Genomic DNA, 19349 nt, shown 5'->3' with positions numbered 1-19349 from the left:
GATGAAATTACTGCTTCATCCCGCCAGGGTTGTCGCCCTGGTGTTTCTGCTGGTGATACTGCTCGGCAGCGCCCTGCTGATGCTGCCGATCGCCCATGCCGAGGGTATGGCTGCACCCTGGGTGACCGCACTCTTCACCGCAGTATCGGCCGTGTGCGTGACCGGGCTGGTCGTGGTGGACACCGGCACCTACTGGTCAACCTTTGGCCAATCGGTGATTCTGCTGCTGTTCCAGCTTGGCGGCTTCGGCATGATGACGGTGGCGACCCTGCTCGGTTTGATGGTCAATAGCTCCTTTCGCCTACGCACCAAGATGATCGCCCAGTTCGAGTCGCGCTCATTGGGGCTGGGCGACATTGCCAGCGTGGCCAGGCTGGTGCTGGTGGTGACCTTCGCCCTGGAACTCATCCTGACCCTGTTTCTCACCTTCAGATTACGCCTGGCTTATGACCTGCCCTGGGCCGACGCGGCGTGGAACGGGCTGTTTCATGCCGTATCGGCATTCAATAACGCGGGCTTCTCGATTCACCCCGACAGCCTGATGCGCTATGCCACCGATGCATGGATCCTGCTGCCGGTGATGACGGCGATTGTCATCGGTGGTATCGGCTTCCCCGTCCTGCATGACTTGCGCAGCCGATTCAGGGATCCCCGTCACTGGTCACTGCATAGCAAGCTCACCCTGACTGGCACGGCCATACTGCTGCTGGGCGGCTTTTTCACCCTGTTGCTGTTCGAGTGGTCCAACGCGGCCACCCTCGGCCCCATGCCGGTAGCCGATAAAGTGCTCTCGGCGGCCTTTGCCTCAGTCTCTGCGCGTACCGCCGGGTTCAACTCGATCGACATCGGCGCCTTGACCCATGAAAGCTGGGCTCTGCACTACTTCCTCATGTTTGTCGGCGGCGGCAGCGCGGGTACCGCCGGTGGGGTCAAGGTCGGCACCGCCGCCATCCTGGCCTTGCTGGTCATCGCCGAGATCCGTGGCCACAGTGACAGCGAGGCATTCGGCCGCAGAGTCAGTGCCTCGGCCCAGCGCCAAGCCATCACCGTACTGGTGCTGGGCAGCGCCATGATCGTGCTGGGGACCCTGGTCATCCTGCGCGAAACCGACTTCCCCACCGACCAGGTCATCTTCGAAGTCATCTCGGCGTTTGGTACGGTCGGCCTGTCCACCGGTATCACCGCCGCTCTCCCCGAGTCGAGCCAGCTGATGCTGACGCTGCTGATGTATGTCGGGCGGGTCGGCACCATCACGTTTGCGGCGTCACTGGCCCTGGGCGAGCACCGCATGCCCTACCGCTACCCAGAGGAGCACCCAATTGTTGGCTAAGTTTCTGTTTACCGAGCAGTTTGCCTTTTCCAAGGGCGATAGCGTGGTGGTGATCGGCCTCGGCCGTTTCGGCAGCTCCGTGGCCAAATCACTGATGCACCTGGGCCATGATGTCATGGGCATCGACCGCGACGCCGAACCCGTGCATGAATGGGCCGATCTGTTGACGCATGCCGTCCAGGCCGACTCCACCAACCTCATGGTCTTGCGCCAACTGGGCGTTGCCGACTTTGCCCACGCCATCGTGGGGATCGGCACCGACCTGGCAGCCAGCCTGATGACCATCATGGCGTTGACCGAACTGGGGATCAAAGATATCTGGGTCAAGGCCCTGACTGCCGAACATGGGCAGTTAGCCCAGCGGATTGGCGCCCATCACGTGGTCTACCCGGAGGCGGATATGGGGGAGCGAGTCGCGCACCTGATTACCGGGCGGATGATGGACTTCATCGAGTTCGATGACGGCTTTGCCATCGCCAAGATCCACGCCCCGCTGCCGAGCCACAACAGCACGCTGGCCGACGCCAATATCCGGGAAAAATATGGCGTCACGGTGGTCGGGCTGAAGCGCGCCAATCAAGACTTCCAGCATGCCACGCCCAGCACCCTGATCCTGCCGGGCGATCTCCTTATCGTGTCCGGCTCGACCCATCTGATCCAGAAATTTGCCGGCCACGCAAAATGACCGGCGAGGTGAGCGAACTGCTCCCCCTGCCGGAAACGGTCGCGCCCGGCTGGTGCCGAACCAGCGTCCTTACGCCTTGAACCTTCGCGTCTTGAAGCTGATCGTCTCCTTGAATTCTTCCACCGTGCCAATACGCCGAAGGTCCGCCCAGGTTCCTTTGTAATAGGGCACTACGTTGCGATCGGTCCATGGCGTGGTCAGATCGCCCATCACGCCGTTGAAGTGGCCGAACTGCATGAAGGTCTGGTCCCGCTTGATATCCGCCTCCAGGTAGGCCAGCGCGTAGGACGAACCGTAGTCGTTGTACACCTCGACCACGTCCCCGGAGGCAATCGCCAGGGCTTGTGCATCCTCGGGGTTGATTTCCAGATAGGCCATCGGCACGCGCCGCCGCACGAACTCGTTGTACTGGTCGTGATAGAGCGTTTGCCACACTTCGTTGATACGCCCGCTGTTGATCCAGAAGCGGTATTTGCCCTTCTGCTCGGCCACCGGTTTCGGCAAGCCTGGCCAGGTTGCCGGCTTGAACTGCGCCTTGCCGTCCGAGGTGTCGAACTTGTAGTCGCTGTAGAGCATCTCGGTGCCGATCAGTTTGCCGTCGCGGTATTCCTTGACCGGTAACTGCACACCGTTGTTGCCCATGGCGCGCAGCCGCTGGTAGGTGACCAGGTTGCCGGTGGCGCCGCCCTGGCTGTCGATCGGGTCGGCGCCGGCCTGGCCGGCCATGCGGAAACCGTCATTGAAGGCGTCCTCCTCGCTCTTCCAGTCGAAGCCGGTGAAGCGCGCCGCCATGTCCTGCTTGCCCTCGGCGGCATACAACTGGTGAAGGGTGCTGGCGATCGCCGCGGCGATCAGGCAGTCGGGCTTCGCCGAACCGGGGGGATCGGTGAATTTCTCCGACAGCCGCAGCCGGCGCTCGCCGTTCATCGAGGTGAGGTTCATCTCGCCCGGATGGGCGGCCGGCAGCATCAGGTGCGCGGCCTCTGCCAGCTTGGTGGGATAAAGGTTGATATTGGCGAGGAACAGTCCGCCCTTGTTCTTCACCGCGTCGTAGATCGCATCCACCATCTGCGCAGTCGAACCGCCGCGGACGCTGGCCATGGCGTCCCTGACGATGTTGGCGCGGCGCAGAATGACCGTGCGATGTTGCTCGGCATTCAGGGTGGTCTGGAACGGGTTGGCGCCCCAGGCGGTATACATCATGCCCTTGCCATTGATGATCTCCTGATCCACGTAGATCTTGGAGTCGCCCGGATAAGGGGGACGGGTATAACCCTCCTGATGCCCGCCCATCCGCACCACACCGGTACCGCGGCGTCCGACGTTATGGGTCGCCAGCACCAGGTCGACCAGGGCGGACTGGATCAGGTAGTTGTCATTGCCCCAGATGATGCCTTTCTCGTAGGCGTGCATGGCATGCGGACGGTGCCCGGAAGCCTTGGGCTTGTAGGCCCACTCGGCCGCCAGCTTGAGCTTGTCCTCCGGCACGCCGGTGACGCGGCTGGTTTCCTCGAGCGACATGCGGTTGGCTCGCAGCGCCTGGTCGAAGTCCTTGGTATGAGCGGCAATGAAATCCTTGTCGTGCCATCCCTGTTCGACCACATAGGTCAGCAAGCCATTGAACAGCGCGATATCCGTGCCCGGCTCGATATCCAGGTGCAGCACGTTGTCCTTGCCGGCCGCCTGTTCGGCAATCGCGATGGTCGGCGTCCGACGCGGGTCGACGAAGATGATTTTCGCCGGGGCGATACTCTCGCCAGGAAATTGCTGCTTACGCTGCGCAAGCGTCTGCCCCTGCAGGTTGGGCAGCCAGTGCGCCAGGAAGTAGTTGGTCTGAGTTTCGTAGGAGTTGCAGCCGATGGCCAGGATCACATCGGCCAGCTCGGCGTCTGCATAGCTGTTGTTGAGCTCGCCAATGCCCATCTCGCGCGTGGCGTGGCACTCGGAGTTGTAGGCCGGGCGATTGTGAATACGCACCAGCGGCGTTTTCAGCGCGGTGAACATCAACTTGCCGGTGCCCCAGGTATTCTCGAAGCCACCGCCGGCGCCGCCGTGGTCGAAGCAGTCGAAGGCCAGTACGCTGGGCCCGTCATTATCGAGAATCTTCTTGGTCACCCCGGCATAAAGCGCCAGGGCATCCTCCCAGCTGGTGTCGACCCACTGGTCGCCGACATACACCCGTGGGCTGCGCAAGCGCTCCCGACCGACGCCCTCGGGGCTGTACATGACCTTGGCCAGCTGACCGCCGCGGGTGGACGACAACCCCTTGTTCACCGTGCACTCTTTGTCCGGCACGATCATGATGTTGTAGCGCGTGCCGTCTTTGTCGGTGATGGTGTTCTGCATCGCCGGGGTCAGGATGACGGCCAAGGGTGGCAACTGCTTGCGGAAATCGAGCCCAAGGGCATTTTCGTCGGGCGCCCGCCCGCCTTCCTGACTCTCCGGCCATTTGTACACGTGATAGCCACAACCGACGATGCAGAAGTGACAGGTGAGGTTGGTCTTCTGCGCGCCAGGAGGGGGCAGTGCCACACGATCTTTGTTGGTAGCCATGTAAATCTCCTTGTCACAGGAGGTTGGACTGACGTCCGTAGATCAACCCGTCGACGGCAACTGCGTTTACCGAATCGTCATCGGGGTTGTATACGAGCACTATGCTGGGCAGGTTCTCGGTAGCTTGGCCGGAAACCATCTGGCCAACATGCTCAGGGTCGAAGATGCTGAAGTGGCAGGGGCATTTGAACAGCCGCTGCCCCGGGTCATAGGTCACCGGGCAGCCCATGTGCGTGCACAACGTGCTGTAGGCAACAATGTCGCGCTCCGGGCCGACCCCACCAGGAACGGCACTGCCCATCTTGATCAGTACACAGGGTGATGCGGCGTCGGGGTAGGAGAACGCGACGGGCGTGTTGGCCTGCAGCTCCTGCGCCTTGCTGATTGCATTCATGGGGTACGGGAGATTGACCCGGCCCTCTGCACTCGAGGCCGCGGCCTGGGTCAGGGCGGGCACGCCGATGACCACGCTCGCGGCAACCCCACCCCCCACCTTCAGGAAACCTCTTCTGGAAATCGCTGCCATATCTGCCTCCGCATTACGCTTGCGATGCAGTCGGCCCTGTCTGTGTCGTAAGCGACTATTGATTCAACCAACTCAGCATAGGATAGAAAGTCCGGTTGCGCGGCCAACATGGCTCGGATGGCAGGTGGAACACCCGGGTTGAATGCAGCAAAACGTGCCCCTGGTTGGCTCTGCGCTTTGCAAAGCCGCGATCCGCGCCTGCCCCCCTTTCGTCCCCGTAAAACACAGCGTGCGCAACCGCCTGGAGTCTCGTCTCAAACAACCCGTATATCGTTGATTTCATGGGTTATGACGTTCTCTGTAGGAGCGGGCCATGCCCGCGAAACCCATCGCGGCCATGGGCCGCTCCTACAGGTGCCCACAAACCGACAGACGCGATTGCCCCCAGTTTGCTGCGCGACAGCGCAGCGTCGAAGACCGGGCACCCCCTCCTGCGCGACCGAAGCGCCAACCCGGGCGCCTAAAACGCCCCAAAAAAGGGATCAGGCAACCCGCCTGCACTCTTATGGTTCACCGCCCTCCGCCTGGGTGATGACCACGCAGAAGCCGATGGACGCCCGCGCGATCACGTGGCCATCGCCCGCAAAGGCCCGCACTGTCTCCGCTTGGCCAATCCGCCAGGAACACGTGGCAGGCTTCGACGACCTCGGCCTGTTTTCGGCACGGAACCTGCAAAAGCTCTCGCAACAGCTGCCAAACCTTCGGCAGCGCATCCCATATGGTCACCGACGACCATTGGCCTATAGCGGCCGGGATGGGTGAAGCGGACAGCGCAGTCCGGGCACATCACCCCACAAACCCATGAATACCAGGCAAAGACGCCTGGAGCTGCCAGCCAGCTCCAGGCGTTTTTTTTGTTGGCCGTGCCCCGGGCAACGGCTTCGACTGAGGAACGGCTATGAACTCTCTCGTCACTCCGATCAAGCGCGACACCTTGATCGTCATCGGCAACGGCATGGTCGGCCATCATTGCGTCGAGCAGCTGATCGAGCAGGGTGCACTCGAGCAGTATGAAGTGCATGTGTTCGGTGAAGAGCGCCAGCGCGCCTACGACCGCGTGCATCTCTCCGAATATTTCGGCGGTCGCGATGCCGAGTCCCTGGCCTTGGGCGAGCCCGATCTCTATGCCCGCCACGGCGTGCAGCTGCACCTCGGCGTGCAGGTGCTGGAAATCGACCGCGAGCGCAAGGAAGTGGTCACCAGCGCCGGCCGTCAGGCCTACGACCGCCTGGTGCTGGCCACCGGCTCCTACCCCTTCGTGCCGCCGATCCCCGGTGCCGAGGGCAATTCGCGCCTGGTCTATCGCACCCTCGACGACCTCGATGCGATTCGCGATGCCGCGGCCAACGCCAAGCGTGGCGTGGTGGTCGGCGGCGGCCTGCTCGGCCTGGAAGCGGCCAACGCGCTGAAATCCCTGGGCCTGGAAGCCCATGTGGTCGAGTTCGCCCCACGGCTGATGCCGGTGCAGCTCGACGGCGAAGGCGGCGCCGCGCTCAAGGCGCGCATCGAAGCCCTGGGCGTCGGTGTGCACCTGTCGCGTGCCACCCAGGAGATCGTTGCGGGCGAGGAATACGCCTACCGGATGAATTTCAACGATGGCGAATTTCTCGAAACCGACTTGATCGTGTTCTCCGCCGGCATCCGCCCGCAGGATGCCATCGGCCGCAGCGCCGGGTTGGAGATCGCCGCGCGCGGCGGCGTGGTGGTCGACAACGATTGCCGCACCAATGACCCGGACATCTTCGCCATCGGCGAATGCGCGTCCTGGAACGGCAGCATCTTCGGCCTGGTCGCGCCGGGCTACAGCATGGCGCGCAGCGTCGCCGCGCAGCTGGCCGGCGCCGTCTACGAACCCTTCACCGGCGCCGACATGTCGACCAAGCTCAAGCTGCTCGGCGTCGACGTCGGCTCGATCGGCGATGCCCACGCCGCCACCCCAGGTGCCAAGAGCTATCGCTTTATCGACGAGGCCAGCGCCAGCTACCGCCGTTTGGTCGTTTCCGCCGATGGCAAGAACGTACTCGGCGCGGTACTGGTCGGCGACAACAGCTACTACGACACCCTGCTGCAGTATGCGCAGAACGGCATCGTCCTGCCGAAAGACCCGTCCGGCCTGATCCTGCCGCAATCCGAAGGTTCGCCGACCCTGGGCGCCGACGCCCTGCCGGACAGCGCGACCATCTGTTCCTGCCACAACGTCAGCAAGGGCGCGGTGTGCTGCAAGGTCGAGGCCGGCGTCACCGACCTCGGCGAACTCAAGGCGCAGACCAAGGCGGCCACCGGCTGCGGCGGCTGCAGCGCGCTGCTCAAGCTGGTGTTCGACAACGAGCTGTCCGCCCGTGGCGTCGCCGTCGACAAGAGCCTCTGCGAGCACTTCGCCTATACCCGTCAGGAGCTGTATTCCATCGTGCGGGTGGAAGGGGTGATCAGCTTCGAGGAACTGCTGGCCAAGCATGGCCGCGGCCACACCGGTTGCGACATCTGCAAGCCGGCGGTCGGCTCGATCCTCGCCTCGTGCTGGAACCAGCCGATCACCGATCCGCTGCTGGTGCCGCTGCAGGACACCAACGATACCTTCATGGCCAACATGCAGAAGAACGGCACCTACTCGGTGGTGCCGCGCATCGCCGGCGGCGAGATCACCCCGGACAAGCTGATCGCCCTCGGCGCCGTGGCGAAGAAATACGACCTCTACACCAAGATCACCGGCGGCCAGCGCATCGACCTGTTCGGCGCCCAGCTGCATCAGCTGCCGGACATCTGGGGCGAGCTGATCGAGGCCGGCTTCGAAACCGGCCACGCCTACGGCAAGTCGCTGCGCACGGTGAAATCCTGCGTCGGCAGCACCTGGTGCCGTTACGGCGTGCAGGACAGCGTCGGCATGGCCCTGCGCCTGGAAGACCGCTACAAGGGCCTGCGTTCGCCGCACAAGATCAAGTTCGGCGTCTCCGGCTGCACCCGCGAATGCGCCGAGGCGCAGAGCAAGGACATCGGCGTGATCGCCACCGAGAATGGCTGGAACCTCTACGTCAGCGGCAACGGCGGCATGCGCCCACGACATGCCGAGCTGTTCGCCACCGACCTGGATGACGCAACCCTGATCCGCTACATCGACCGCTTCCTGATGTTCTACATCCGCACCGCCGACAAGCTGCAGCGCACCTCGGTCTGGCGCGAGAGCCTCGACGGCGGCCTGGATTACCTCAAGGAAGTGATCATCGACGACAGCCTGGGCCTTGGCGCCGAGCTGGAAGCGCAGATGCAGCTGGTCATCGACCGTTATGAATGCGAGTGGGCCAACGCCCTGAAAGACCCGGAGAAGCTCAAGCGCTTCCGCACCTTCGTCAACGACGAGCGCGGCGACCCGGATATCCATTTCGTCAAGGAACGTGGCCAGCGCCGTCCGGTGCATGCCTCTGAACTCCACCTGATCCCCGTTACCGAGGAGGTGCTCTGATGAGCCAGTCGAATGTCGTACGTGCCGAATTCCGCCAAGCCGCGCGCAATCCCGCCGCCTGGCGCGCGCTGTGCAGCCGCAGCGACCTGGTCGCCAACTCCGGCGTGGTCGCCTGGCACGAGGGCGCCCAGGTCGCGCTGTTCCACCTGCCGCATACGCTCGAGGGGGAAAAGCTCTATGCCATCGACAACCGCGACCCCAAGTCCGGGGCCAACGTCATCGGCCGCGGCATCGTCGGCCAGCTCAAGGGCGACCTGGTGATCGCCTCACCGCTGTACAAGCAGCACTTCCGCCTGGAAGACGGCAGCTGCCTGGAATACCCCGAGCAGAGCCTGCGCGTCTGGCCGGTGCGGCTGAATGGCGATGCGGTGGAGATCGGCCTGATCGATTGAGACCCTCGGGGCACACCAGTCGCCACCAACCCGATGGGCAAAACCGCTCTCGGCTCGCTATGCTTGGAGCCCATGACGCCCTCCCCCCAGATCCGCCAACCCTGCCCGCCCGGCGCCTGCGACTGCGGGCGCGAACAGCTGCTGGAAACAGCCGGCAGCGACCTGCGCATCCTGCGCCTGACCCGCCAGGAGGAAAAACGCCTGCTCGAGCGCCTGGAAAGCATCGAGAGCCTGAGCGACCTGGAAAGGCTGCAACAGCGCATGTACGAGCAACTCGGCATCCGCCTGGCCGTCGCCCCTGGCTTCAACGAAGTGCGCAGCATGCGCGGCATCGCCATCCAGATCGAGCAACTGCCGGGGCTCTGCCGCAAAACCCGCCAGGCGCTGCCCACCGCCATCCGCCGCGGCCTGGAGAAACACCCGGAAATCGCCTACCGACTGCTCGATGCCCATGACCTGTTCAGGGATGTTTGAGAGTTTGTGAAAAAACTCTCGCCTACTGCGACCGCCTCCAGACGTCCGCTGCTGACGTTGCGCTACGGCGCTCGATATTTTCACAACCTCTGAGGGCTGCATGGCTGGAAACAGCCGGACGCGCACCGCCAAGTGAATAGCACTGCGCAGGGATCGATATGGCTGATGGACAGGCGAGTAGAAACTCGCCCGCATCTACGGGCCAACCCGGTCAACGAAAACCCCGCTGATCAGTAGCGACCGAGCCCGCTGTGCGTGGCCCCGGAGTGGCCGGCTGGAATGACGCCTGGCGACTACAATCAAGTCGAGTCAGCGCTACAACGTCGCCGTTTCCTTGCTCAAGCCAGTTTCGGCAGAAGGGTCGACCATGCGATTTCAATGGGTAGCCACCTGTTTCGCAATCACCCTTCTGTGCGCTCAGGTGTTGGCGACTGAGCAGGAACAAAAAAAGGAAGCCGCCGAAGACAAGGCGCAGGTCCTGGAACAGAAAGCGGCAGAGACGGGCAGCGAGACACCTGCGCCCAAGTCCGAGGCCATCACCGCGTCCGAGGCGCAGGCGGTCGATCCCGCAGGCGTAGCGCCTCTGGACGATGCGATCACCTGCCTTGCACGCAGTATCTACTGGGAAATCAAAGGCGGCGCAGCTGTCGAGATGGAAGCCGTCGCCAGCGTGGTCATGAACCGATTGGGCCATGAAGGCTTTCCAGACACGGTGTGCGCGGTGGTCAAGCAAGGTTCTGAAAAGCCTGGCTGTCAGTTTTCGTGGTGGTGTGACGGGCGTGCGGATCAGGTAAAGGAAGACGACCAGTATGCCCTTGCCAAGGAAGTCGCACGAAAGGCCCTCAACAGGCAGCTCAAGGACCGAACCCATGGCGCTCTGTATTTTCACGACAGGAGTGTGATGCCTGCCTGGGCGAAGGAATACATCAAGACCACCGAAACCCGGAACTTTCTGTTCTATAGGCCCCATGACGGGACGGCGCGATAGGCCAACGTAAATCTCCGGTTTCGACCCAAACCAGGCATTCGTGACAGCCAGCAAGCGGCCAGTCAGCGAGGGTTCACCGTCCCAACCGTAAGCCCGCGGCGGATGCAGCCGCCCCTTAATCAACGTCTATGCTTCACGCGAGTGAGTTCTCCTGATCGACCGGATGCGGTCGCCCCGCGCTTGCCGGGTAGAGGCGCTGTCCACTCTCGCCGCAATGACCGCAGGAGCAACGAGCCATGATTGATGTACAGGTCTATCGCTATCACCCGGAACAGGAGCGGCAGCCCTGGATGCAGTCGTTGTCGTTGCCCGAGGAATTCCGCGCACGAATGGTGCTGGATGCGCTGGAGTTCTTGCATGAGGCCGATCCGACGCTGGTCTACCGGCGCTCCTGCCGGGAGGGGGTTTGCGGCTCGGATGGTATGAACATCAACGGCAAGAACAGACTGGCCTGTATCACACCGGTTTCGGAGGCGCTGGGCACGGCCAGCAGCCTGATCATCAGACCTCTGCCCGGTATGCCGGTCATCCGCGACCTGGTGGTCGACCAGAGTCTCTTCTTTCAGCAATACCAGAGCATCAAGCCATGGCTGATCAATCATGAGCCAGCGCCGGCCATCGAGCGCCTTCAGTCCCCCGAGGAGCGCGCCAGGCTCGACGGGCTGTATGAGTGCATCCTCTGCGGCTGCTGTTCCTCGCAATGTCCGTCCTGGTGGTGGAATCCGGAGAAGTACGTCGGGCCAGCCGGGCTGCTGCAGGCTTGGCGTTTCATTACCGACAGCCGCGACCAGGCCACGGCGGAACGGCTCGAGCGGCTGGAAGACCCATTCAGCCTGTTCCGTTGCCGCAGCATCGGCAACTGCTCATGGGTCTGTCCCAAGGGACTCAATCCCATGGCGGCCATCGGCAAGATTCGCCAGGAGCTGTTGCGCAAATCCACCTAGGACGCAGGATTGAGCGCGCACTCGCCACTGGGGAAACGAGCATGTGATGGGCCAGGTGACTCTGCATCGCCTCGAGCACAGCCTCATGCTCCCCGCGAGTCACCCGGCGCTGTGGGCTCGGGTGCATTGCTCTTTCAACGCACAATCTTGGCAGTGCGATCTCCAGTATCGGTGCAGCTTCAGCCCTTTCTCGATGCTTGAGAGCCGCCAGATCAGGCTTTGCCCAGCAGGGCATCGCTACTCGTTCTTTGCTGCGTCTTAGATGAAGTCACCTTTGCCGAAGCGGCCAGCCGCTGTCGCTCCCGAGGTCAGCGTCTTGGACACGAAAACAGTGATTCCAGCCTCATGGCACGCCAGGATTTCTTCGCCGTTGAAATACCCTCCGCCTGCGACCGCCGAGAGTTCCTCGACACCCATGGCCTCTCGCGCTTGCTTGGCCATCGAACTCAGCTGGTCACGATAAACTCCGTCGTTCGTGGCCTCGTGCGTCGGCTCGCCAGCGCGGACAACGCAATGGGAGACCACGCTTGATTTCGCTTCTGCTTGATCATTCCAGGCAACACCGTGGTCTGCTCCTATTGTCTGAACGCAATTTGCTCCGCGCTGATTGGGTGTAGGGTGCATGGCTCACTCATTCACGAGGAACGGTCATGCAATCGACCATGAGAGCCGCAGTGGTACACGCCTATGGCGAACCCTTGCGCATCGAAGAAGTGAAAGTAGCGCTGCCCGGCCCCGGGCAGATTCTGGTGAAAATCGAGGCCTCCGGGGTCTGCCATACCGACCTGCACGCCGCCGACGGCGACTGGCCGGTCAAACCACCGCTGCCGTTTATTCCCGGTCACGAGGGCGTCGGATATGTCGCCGCGGTCGGTGCCGGCGTGACGCGCATCAAGGAAGGCGACCGGGTCGGCGTACCGTGGTTGTACAGCGCCTGCGGCTGTTGCGAGCACTGTCTGACCGGCTGGGAAACCCTCTGCGAGAGCCAGCAAAACACCGGTTACTCGGTCAACGGCGCCTACGCCGAATACGTGCTGGCCGACCCCAACTACGTCGGGATCCTGCCGAAGAATATTGGTTTTGCCGAGATCGCCCCGCTGCTCTGCGCCGGCGTCACCGTTTATAAAGGCCTCAAGGTTACCGGCGCACGCCCTGGCCAGTGGGTGGCGATTTCCGGCATCGGCGGGCTCGGCCATGTCGCCGTGCAGTATGCCCGCGCCATGGGTTTGCATGTGGTGGCGGTGGACGTGGACGATGCCAAGCTGGCGCTGGCGAAGAAGCTCGGCGCCAGCCTGACCATCAATGCGCGCAACGAAAATCCGGCCGAGGTGGTGCAGCGCGAAATCGGCGGCGCCCATGGCGTGCTGGTGACCGCCGTCTCCAACGCGGCCTTCAGCCAGGCCATCGGCATGGCCAGGCGCGGCGGCACGGTGGCCCTGATCGGCCTGCCGCCGGGCGACTTCCCAACGCCCATCTTCGATGTGGTCCTCAAGGCCATCAGCATTACCGGCTCCATCGTCGGCACCCGCGCGGACCTGCAGGAGGCGCTGGACTTTGCCGCCGAGGGGCTGGTCAAGGCGACCATCCACACTGAAAAACTGGAGAACATCAATCAGGTGCTCGACCAGCTGCGCAAAGGCCAGATCGAAGGGCGGGTCGTGCTGCAGATGTAACGCCACCTCAGGCTGCGGCTAACGGGGTCAGGTCTTGCCTTTTGCTGATGAGGAATGGGGCCGCCCAGTAAATAGCCCCCGGCAAGGCCGGGGGATTACCCTGCTTATCAATTTCATGGCCCTTGGCCAGAATGATGGGCCGAATGGCCGTTTCTAGTCAGCCGGTACCGGCCTGTCGCAGAAGCGGCAGGCCGAGCAACCCCTTCCTTAGGCAGCCCATTTTTTCATCAAAATTCGTGCTTTAAGGGAAGGGATGCCGCGCGCGAAAAAAATCGGTTACCACGATATTGATGCTGCTGGGCGTCAGCTATGAATCGGAGCGGCCAGTCACGGATGACCTGAACCGCCCCCCAAAGCGGACGCTTACAAGCGTTTCCCAAGTATTTGCGAAACATCCAATCAAGTCTTACCTGGCGACCGCATCATTATTGATGCCTGACTCTTGGATCAAGTCGGCGACTATTGCCACTACCCGTAGAGTGATAGCCAAACGCCTGGTGTAGCCGTGTGCTGATAACACTGCCTGAATTAACGTCGGCGCATGCTGTTCCAGAGCATTCTTAAATAATCCTTAAGCCCGAATCTTCCGCCGTTCAGCTTGGCTTCAGGGTCGAGGGTTAAGGTTGAGCCATTCCTTCTGGAGAGGTTCGCCATGAACAAGACTGCCTTCACCCTCGCCCTGGCTGGCGCTGCCGCGCTTCCGGCCCTTGGCCAGGCCCGCGAGATCACGCTGCAAACCACGCTGAAAGAATACCGCGGCAACGAGGCCTACCTGGCCATCTACGTCACCGATGCTCAGGGTGACTACCAACGGACCCTGTGGGTCTCCGGCAAGAAAGCCAAGTACTACAAACATCTGCGTGACTGGGCCCATGCCGGCAACCAACCCGCCGAGTTCGATGGGCTCACCGGCGCCAGCGTCGGCAGCGGCGAAACCTTGGAAGTGTCCGTCGAGCTGGAGGATGCCCTGATCGATGCCGGCTACGAAATTCGCATCGATAGCGCCGTCGAGGACAAACGCGACAACCGTGCAGAGATCAAAGTGCCGCTGAGCCAGCAGGCGACGGAGATCAGCGGTGGCGCGCAAGGTTATGTCGACAGCTTCCGCTACCAATTCTGACCCGGTACAGGTTCATGCTGCAGCGCACTCATGTCGTACTCAGCCTGGCCCTTGGCGCCATGCTCATGGTTTCGGCCGCCACTGGCTTGCTGTTGTCCACCAGCACCCTCGTCGAGCACCTGCAATCAGCGCCCGCGCTTGGCGAGAACGTGGCGGCAGTCGCGGAACGCATCGCAGGCCACGTACAGGGCATCGAGCGCATCGAACGTGCGCCCAGCGGTGAGCTGCGCGTCACCTTCAGCAATGCCAGCGACAGCGATGCAGTGCTGGTCGATCCGAGCACTGGCGAGGTGATTGCGCCCTACCGGCCATCTGCAGCGCTTTCCTGGATCCGCGACCTCCACCGCGAGCTGCTGCTCGGTTCGGCCGGGCGCTGGCTGAGCGGTCTCGCGGCGCTGGCGCTGCTGGTACTTGTCGCGACGGGGGCCTGGCTGTTGGCGCGCCGGCTTGGTGGCTGGCGCCGACTATTGCTGCCGATCCCCCCGGGCAAGGGACTCTCTCACTGGCATACGGTGGTGGCGCGCTGGACGCTGCCAGCCCTGGCCATTCTCGCCCTGAGCGGGCTTTATCTTTCGGCCAGCAGCCAGGGCCTGATCAGCGACGGCCAGGAATCCGAGCCCTCGTACCCGCAGGCCCGCTATTCCGCCCCTGCCGCCAAGCTCGGCAGCCTGTCCGCATTGCGCACCCTCGACCTGCAGGACCTGCGCGAACTGGAGTTCCCCAGCGACAGTCAGGACGCCAATTTCTTCACGCTGCGCACCGCATCGGGTGACGGCTTTGTCAATCCCGGCAGCGGCCAGTGGATCAGCTATCAGCGGCATGGTTTCGCCCGCCGTCTTTACGAAACCGCCTACGAACTGCATACGGGCGCCCACTCGCCGCTGTGGGCACTGATCCTCGGCGGGGTCAGTCTTTGCGTGCTGTTCCTCAGCGGCTCCGGTGTGTTCGCCTGGTGGCAGCGCAAGCACCTGGCCGGCGCGCTGCCGGGCAATGCGCCGCCCGACCAGGCGGAAATCATCCTGCTGGTCGGCAGTCAGGGGGGCACTACCTGGAGCTATGCCCGTCAGCTGCACGAGCAATTGCTGGCCGGCGGCCGGCGCGTGCATTGCGCCAGCATGAATCAGCTGCAGCCGCGCTACCCGGACGCCAAATGCCTGTTGCTGCTTACCTCGACCTATGGCGATGGCCAGGCACCCGATTCGGCCAATGCGTTCCTCGGTCTCCTGAATCGGAGCCCTCTGCCCAAGGACCTTCAAGTCGCGGTGCTCGGTTTTGGCGACGCCCAGTTCCAGCATTTCTGCGGCTATGCCCGGCAAGTCGAGCAAAACCTGCAGCAACGTGGCCTGAGTTTGCTATTGCCCTTGCGTTGCATCGACCGCGGTTCGCTGAGCGAGCTGAACCTGTGGGCCCGGCAACTGGGTGAACAACTGGGCCTCGATCTGCACTTCACCCACGTGCAGCCCCGAGTGGCCATGCGGCGGTTGCAGCTGCTGAGCAGGGAAGTCTATGGCGAGCACAGCGAGTCGCCGGCCGCCATCCTGCGCTTTGCACTCACCGAGACGCCGCAGGCGAGAGGCCTCCTCTGCCGCCGGCGCCGCGCCACGCGCTTTGCTCCAGGCGACCTGTTGGCAATCAGTCCAGGCATTGGGGCGACGCCACGCTTCTACTCGATTGCCAGCAGCGATGACGACGACGCCCTGGAAATCTGTGTGCGTAAACAAGCGGGTGGGCTTTGCTCGTCGCGCCTGCATGCGCTGCAGGTGGGCGACAGTATCGAGGGCTTCATCCAGCCACACCCGGATTTTCGCCCGACGGCAGGTCGGCATCCGGTGATTCTGGTCGGCGCAGGCACCGGGCTGGCTCCGCTGATAGGCTTCGCGCGCAAGAATGCCCATCGGCGTCCGATTCACCTGTACTGGGGTGGGCGCAGTGAACAATCGGAGTTTCTCTATGAGACGGAATTGAGCGAGTACCTGGCTGACGGACGACTGACGCAGCTTGGTCTGGCCTTCTCGCAAGCGGCCATGCCGATGTATGTGCAAGATCGCCTGCGCCGGGACGCCAGTGCGCTGGCGGCACTGCTGCAAGACGGCGCGCAGGTGCTGGTGTGTGGTTCCAGGGGCATGGCGGCCGGTGTCCGGGGCGTGCTCGAGCCGCTGCTGCAACAACTGGGCTCCAGTGTCGAAAAGCTCCGGCTGCAAGGGCGGTACCGCGAAGATGTCTACTGAGCACCGGCCGCTGCAGCGCTACAACCTCAATGGCGCGACCATGGGCACGCGCTACAGCGCAGTGCTGTATGCCTCGGCGGGGCTCGATCAGGCGGCTATTGCTGCGGATCTGCAACGGACGGTAGACCGGGTCGACCAGCAAATGTCGACCTGGAAGCCCGAGTCCGACCTGATGCAACTGAACGCCGCGGCCTGCGGCAAGTGGCTTGGCGTCCCCCAAGAGCTGCTTTGGGTGCTGAGTACCGCATTGCGTATAGGCGAAGAGTCGGCAGGTGCCTTCGACATCGCTGTCGGTGCTCTGGTCAACGCATGCGGCTTTGGACCGCAACCGGCTGCCGGAGCCTTGCCTGGCCGGCAGACCAGTGCGCGTGCAGCACTGGAAATCGACCCCGGAAACCTGCGCGTACGCAAGCATGCACCGGTCACCCTGGATCTCAACGGCATCGCCAAGGGCTTTGCCGTGGATCAGCTGGCACGCTGCCTGGACCGGTACGGCACCCAGTCTTACCTGGTTGGCATCGACGGCGAAATGCGCGCCTGCGGAGTGAAAGCGGATGGCAGTGATTGGTGTGTTGCCCTGGAAAAACCCAGCAAGGGCCGGCGCGAGGTGCTCGGGACGCTGGAGTTGAGCAACACCTCCATCGCCACATCCGGTGACTACCGCCATTGGCGTGAGCGTGAGGGTACGGTCTTTTCGCACACCATGGATCCATGCATCGGCGCACCCTCGATATCAGGGCTCACGTCGGTATCGGTGCTCTGCACCAGCTGCATGTACGCCGACGCCTGGGCCACGGCATTGATGGTGCTGGGGCTGGAGCGGGGTACCCGGGTGGCAAAGGCCCATGGCTTGAGCGTCATCTTTGTCGCGCGAAAGGGTGATGAATTGCATCAGGTGACTGTCGGGCTCTAAGTCCACTGCAAGGAGCCAGTCTTCTTCGCCTATGCGCGGCAAAGCTGGCAACGAAGGCAGCGCGCTTGAGTCCGTTCAGCCAATAACCAGCGGCTGCCCCCATCGCGGACGCATCAATACGCCTGGCTTCTGGCCGGGAGTGACAGCCGTGGCGCAACAAACTATTCAGAGGGTGGGAAAATATCGAGCGCCGTGGCGAGACCGTCGCCAGGCGTTCGCAGCGCAACGTCAGCAGCGGGCGTCTGGAGGCGGTCGCAGTAGGCGGGAGTTTTTTCACAGGCTCTCAGCTCTGGCGACCGCTTCTACTTCCACGAGCGTGGCTTTCGATGCGAGTGAAGCGACACCAATGCCAGTAACTGCCGGGCGTGAGCCACCAAGGAATTTGGCCAGGATTGGCGCCAAAGACGCCATGTGGTCTTCAAGCTCTCCACGGATATACAACCGCAGATGCAGCAGGCTGTCGACGCTGGCGCCGGCCGCAACCAGTGCCGTGCGTAGATTTTCCAGTGCGGCCTCGAACTGGCCCGCGACGGAGTTGCGGGACACTTGGTAGTGGCGATCCCAATCGACCTGGCCGGAAACGAACACCAGCGCACTCTCGGTATCAAGCACTGCCTGCGACATGCCGAAAGGGCTGCCGTCATACAGCTGTTCAGGGTTTACCAGTTTCTTGGCCATTTCTTCGCCTCTGCCTATCGTGCGTTGCCGTCTTGGTTGAAGTCCATCGCCGCGACAGCGGCGAGATAGTGCTAACGATATCTGCTTAATTGACGAATGGACGTCGACACAGACGCGAACGGCCTGTCATGGGGCCATCCTTGTACGGTGCTGCAGGGAGGCCCATGTAACTATGGGCGGGTGTATGGCGCCGGTGGAGTGGAATCAATGTTGCGCACGAATCTGAACGAGATCCTGGTGTTCATGGCCGTCGTCGACGCGGGAAGCTTTATCGCCGGCGGGCAGGCGCTGGGCTTGACCCGCTCGGCGGCGGGAAAAGCCGTGGTGCGTCTGGAAGACCGACTCGGTGTGCGCCTGCTGAACCGCACGACCAGAACGCTGAACCTCACCGACGAAGGCCGTGTGTTCTACGAGCGGGGTTTGCAGATACTCGCGGCGGTCGATGACGCGGAGGCGAGCGTGGCGGGGCCTGCCGGCACGCCGCGGGGACTGCTGCGGCTTACCGTTGCCGATGCCTTCGGGCGGCTGGTGCTGCTGCCGCTGCTGAAGAAGTATCTCGAGGCCTGGTCCGAGGTCCAGGTCGAGGTGAGCTTCACCGATCGCCTGGCCGACATCGTCGAGGAGGGCTTCGATCTGGCAGTACGGATCGGCAGCGTGAACGCGGACAAGCAACTGGTCTCCCGGGTGGTCGCCAGGTACCAGGCCGTGCTGTGCGCCGCGCCGTCCTACCTCGCCGAGCACGGCGAACCGCTGAACCTCGACGCACTGGCGGGCCACGACTGCTTGTTCTTCAGCAGCCGCACGCGCAGGCAGAGCTGGCGCTTTCGTGACGACGCTGGATCCTGGGTCAAGGCCCAGGGGCGCAGCCGTTTGCGGCTAGATAGCGGCGAGGCCATCCGCGATGCCGCTGTCGCCGGGCTCGGCATTGGCTTGCTTCCGGACTTTCTGGTCGCACAGGACTTGGCTGCCGGTCGCCTGCAGCAGGTACTCCCCGCCCTCGACGCTGGCGATATAGAGATCATGGCGATCTATCCGAGCAAACGCCTGCTGGAACCCCGTGTCAGGCGCTTCATCGATCTGATGGTCGAAGAGCTGGGTAGCTGATGCACTGAATCGCCCCAGGTCTCGTAGCGACACACCTCCACGGCGGGGGGCGCGAGGCAGAGCAAGCGAGAAAACGCGGATCAAAAAAACGCAGGATCAGGTCGAGATGTCGATGAACTGCAGGCCTTCCCGCAGGAGCACGGCATGACCATCGCCGATCCGGCGGGCGCGTATTACGATAATAGCGATGCGGTGTATTGCCTCGATCCGGACGGGCTCAAGCTGGATGGCATGCGCTGTAACGGGCAATGCTCAATCGCCGGTTCGGACCGAATCGGCCAGCC

15 protein-coding genes and 1 pseudogene are annotated in these 19349 nt (G+C 62.9%); 12 read left to right on the top strand and 4 right to left on the bottom strand.

Going from position 1 to position 19349, the window contains the following annotated elements; all coding sequences use genetic code 11:
• Window position 1 precedes the first annotated feature (1 nt).
• A complete protein-coding gene (locus G9C89_RS10590) occupies window positions 2–1330 on the top strand; it encodes a TrkH family potassium uptake protein (RefSeq protein WP_172147835.1) in 1329 nt (442 codons plus the stop codon).
• Window positions 1320–2015, top strand: coding sequence for a potassium channel family protein (locus G9C89_RS10585; protein ID WP_172147834.1), 696 nt, complete (start codon window positions 1320–1322; stop codon window positions 2013–2015). The genes G9C89_RS10590 and G9C89_RS10585 overlap by 11 nt, the downstream gene beginning before the upstream one ends.
• 69 nt (window positions 2016–2084) lie before the next feature.
• Here G9C89_RS10585 and G9C89_RS10580 read toward each other — a convergent pair whose 3' ends face one another.
• Together G9C89_RS10580 and G9C89_RS10575 are read right to left on the bottom strand one after the other, a co-directional pair.
• Window positions 2085–4568, bottom strand: coding sequence for an arsenate reductase (azurin) large subunit (locus G9C89_RS10580; protein ID WP_172147833.1), 2484 nt, complete (start codon window positions 4566–4568; stop codon window positions 2085–2087).
• A gap of 13 nt (window positions 4569–4581) precedes the next feature.
• Window positions 4582–5094 carry an arsenate reductase (azurin) small subunit gene (locus G9C89_RS10575; RefSeq protein ID WP_172147832.1) on the bottom strand — a complete coding sequence of 171 codons (513 nt, stop codon included), beginning with the start codon at window positions 5092–5094 and terminating at the stop codon, window positions 4582–4584.
• Between the two features lie 898 nt (window positions 5095–5992).
• Here G9C89_RS10575 and nirB point away from each other — a divergent pair.
• The 5 genes from nirB (at window position 5993) to G9C89_RS10550 (ending at window position 11349) form a co-directional block, all read left to right on the top strand.
• Window positions 5993–8551 (top strand): nitrite reductase large subunit NirB, encoded by a 2559-nt coding sequence (gene nirB, locus G9C89_RS10570; RefSeq protein ID WP_172147831.1) that lies wholly within the window; start codon window positions 5993–5995, stop codon window positions 8549–8551.
• Entirely contained in the window at window positions 8551–8943 is a 393-nt protein-coding gene (gene nirD / locus G9C89_RS10565; RefSeq protein ID WP_172147830.1) for a nitrite reductase small subunit NirD, read from the top strand. Before nirB ends, nirD begins: the two co-directional genes overlap by 1 nt.
• A gap of 72 nt (window positions 8944–9015) precedes the next feature.
• Window positions 9016–9417: a hypothetical protein gene (locus tag G9C89_RS10560; RefSeq protein ID WP_172147829.1), complete on the top strand. Its 402-nt coding sequence runs from the start codon at window positions 9016–9018 to the stop codon at window positions 9415–9417.
• Between the two features lie 367 nt (window positions 9418–9784).
• Window positions 9785–10405: a cell wall hydrolase gene (locus G9C89_RS10555; RefSeq protein WP_172147828.1), complete on the top strand. Its 621-nt coding sequence runs from the start codon at window positions 9785–9787 to the stop codon at window positions 10403–10405.
• A 236-nt stretch (window positions 10406–10641) separates the two neighbouring features.
• Window positions 10642–11349 (top strand): succinate dehydrogenase iron-sulfur subunit, encoded by a 708-nt coding sequence (locus G9C89_RS10550; protein ID WP_172147827.1) that lies wholly within the window; start codon window positions 10642–10644, stop codon window positions 11347–11349.
• Window positions 11350–11401: 52 nt separating this feature from the next.
• Here the strand turns inward: G9C89_RS10550 and G9C89_RS10545 are convergent.
• A pseudogene (locus tag G9C89_RS10545) lies at window positions 11402–11910 on the bottom strand (IS5/IS1182 family transposase); the annotation flags it as partial.
• An 89-nt stretch (window positions 11911–11999) separates the two neighbouring features.
• On the opposite strand from G9C89_RS10545, the gene adhP reads away from it, so the two are divergent.
• The 4 genes from adhP (at window position 12000) to G9C89_RS10525 (ending at window position 17283) form a co-directional block, all read left to right on the top strand.
• The gene (gene adhP, locus G9C89_RS10540) at window positions 12000–13022 is read left to right on the top strand and encodes an alcohol dehydrogenase AdhP (RefSeq protein ID WP_172147826.1); all 1023 of its coding nucleotides are present in this window, start codon (window positions 12000–12002) and stop codon (window positions 13020–13022) included.
• Window positions 13023–13674: 652 nt separating this feature from the next.
• Window positions 13675–14142, top strand: coding sequence for a DUF2271 domain-containing protein (locus tag G9C89_RS10535; protein WP_172147825.1), 468 nt, complete (start codon window positions 13675–13677; stop codon window positions 14140–14142).
• A 14-nt stretch (window positions 14143–14156) separates the two neighbouring features.
• Window positions 14157–16370: a PepSY-associated TM helix domain-containing protein gene (locus G9C89_RS10530; RefSeq protein WP_172147824.1), complete on the top strand. Its 2214-nt coding sequence runs from the start codon at window positions 14157–14159 to the stop codon at window positions 16368–16370.
• Window positions 16360–17283, top strand: coding sequence for an FAD:protein FMN transferase (locus tag G9C89_RS10525; RefSeq protein WP_172147904.1), 924 nt, complete (start codon window positions 16360–16362; stop codon window positions 17281–17283). The genes G9C89_RS10530 and G9C89_RS10525 overlap by 11 nt, the downstream gene beginning before the upstream one ends.
• A 273-nt stretch (window positions 17284–17556) precedes the next feature.
• On the opposite strand, the gene G9C89_RS10520 is transcribed toward G9C89_RS10525, so the two are convergent.
• Window positions 17557–17961, bottom strand: coding sequence for a RidA family protein (locus G9C89_RS10520; protein ID WP_172147823.1), 405 nt, complete (start codon window positions 17959–17961; stop codon window positions 17557–17559).
• Window positions 17962–18168: 207 nt separating this feature from the next.
• Here G9C89_RS10520 and G9C89_RS10515 point away from each other — a divergent pair, with 207 nt between their 5' ends.
• Window positions 18169–19065, top strand: coding sequence for a LysR family transcriptional regulator (locus G9C89_RS10515; RefSeq protein ID WP_172147822.1), 897 nt, complete (start codon window positions 18169–18171; stop codon window positions 19063–19065).
• Window positions 19066–19349: the final 284 nt, after the last annotated feature.

Source organism: Pseudomonas tumuqii, from assembly GCF_013184545.1.
GTDB lineage: Bacteria > Pseudomonadota > Gammaproteobacteria > Pseudomonadales > Pseudomonadaceae > Aquipseudomonas > Aquipseudomonas tumuqii.
This window is presented reverse-complemented; position numbering and strand designations above follow the sequence as displayed.

What these genes read in the sequence shown, in the direction of transcription:
- G9C89_RS10590 (WP_172147835.1), top strand. Translation starts at nt 2, where the DNA reads ATGAAATTACTGCTTCATCCCGCCAGGGTTGTCGCCCTGGTGTTTCTG.
- G9C89_RS10580 (WP_172147833.1), bottom strand. Translation starts at nt 4,568, where the DNA reads ATGGCTACCAACAAAGATCGTGTGGCACTGCCCCCTCCTGGCGCGCAG.
- G9C89_RS10575 (WP_172147832.1), bottom strand. Translation starts at nt 5,094, where the DNA reads ATGGCAGCGATTTCCAGAAGAGGTTTCCTGAAGGTGGGGGGTGGGGTT.
- nirB (WP_172147831.1), top strand. Translation starts at nt 5,993, where the DNA reads ATGAACTCTCTCGTCACTCCGATCAAGCGCGACACCTTGATCGTCATC.
- nirD (WP_172147830.1), top strand. Translation starts at nt 8,551, where the DNA reads ATGAGCCAGTCGAATGTCGTACGTGCCGAATTCCGCCAAGCCGCGCGC.
- G9C89_RS10560 (WP_172147829.1), top strand. Translation starts at nt 9,016, where the DNA reads ATGACGCCCTCCCCCCAGATCCGCCAACCCTGCCCGCCCGGCGCCTGC.
- G9C89_RS10555 (WP_172147828.1), top strand. Translation starts at nt 9,785, where the DNA reads ATGCGATTTCAATGGGTAGCCACCTGTTTCGCAATCACCCTTCTGTGC.
- G9C89_RS10550 (WP_172147827.1), top strand. Translation starts at nt 10,642, where the DNA reads ATGATTGATGTACAGGTCTATCGCTATCACCCGGAACAGGAGCGGCAG.
- adhP (WP_172147826.1), top strand. Translation starts at nt 12,000, where the DNA reads ATGCAATCGACCATGAGAGCCGCAGTGGTACACGCCTATGGCGAACCC.
- G9C89_RS10535 (WP_172147825.1), top strand. Translation starts at nt 13,675, where the DNA reads ATGAACAAGACTGCCTTCACCCTCGCCCTGGCTGGCGCTGCCGCGCTT.
- G9C89_RS10530 (WP_172147824.1), top strand. Translation starts at nt 14,157, where the DNA reads ATGCTGCAGCGCACTCATGTCGTACTCAGCCTGGCCCTTGGCGCCATG.
- G9C89_RS10525 (WP_172147904.1), top strand. Translation starts at nt 16,360, where the DNA reads ATGTCTACTGAGCACCGGCCGCTGCAGCGCTACAACCTCAATGGCGCG.
- G9C89_RS10520 (WP_172147823.1), bottom strand. Translation starts at nt 17,961, where the DNA reads ATGGCCAAGAAACTGGTAAACCCTGAACAGCTGTATGACGGCAGCCCT.
- G9C89_RS10515 (WP_172147822.1), top strand. Translation starts at nt 18,169, where the DNA reads ATGTTGCGCACGAATCTGAACGAGATCCTGGTGTTCATGGCCGTCGTC.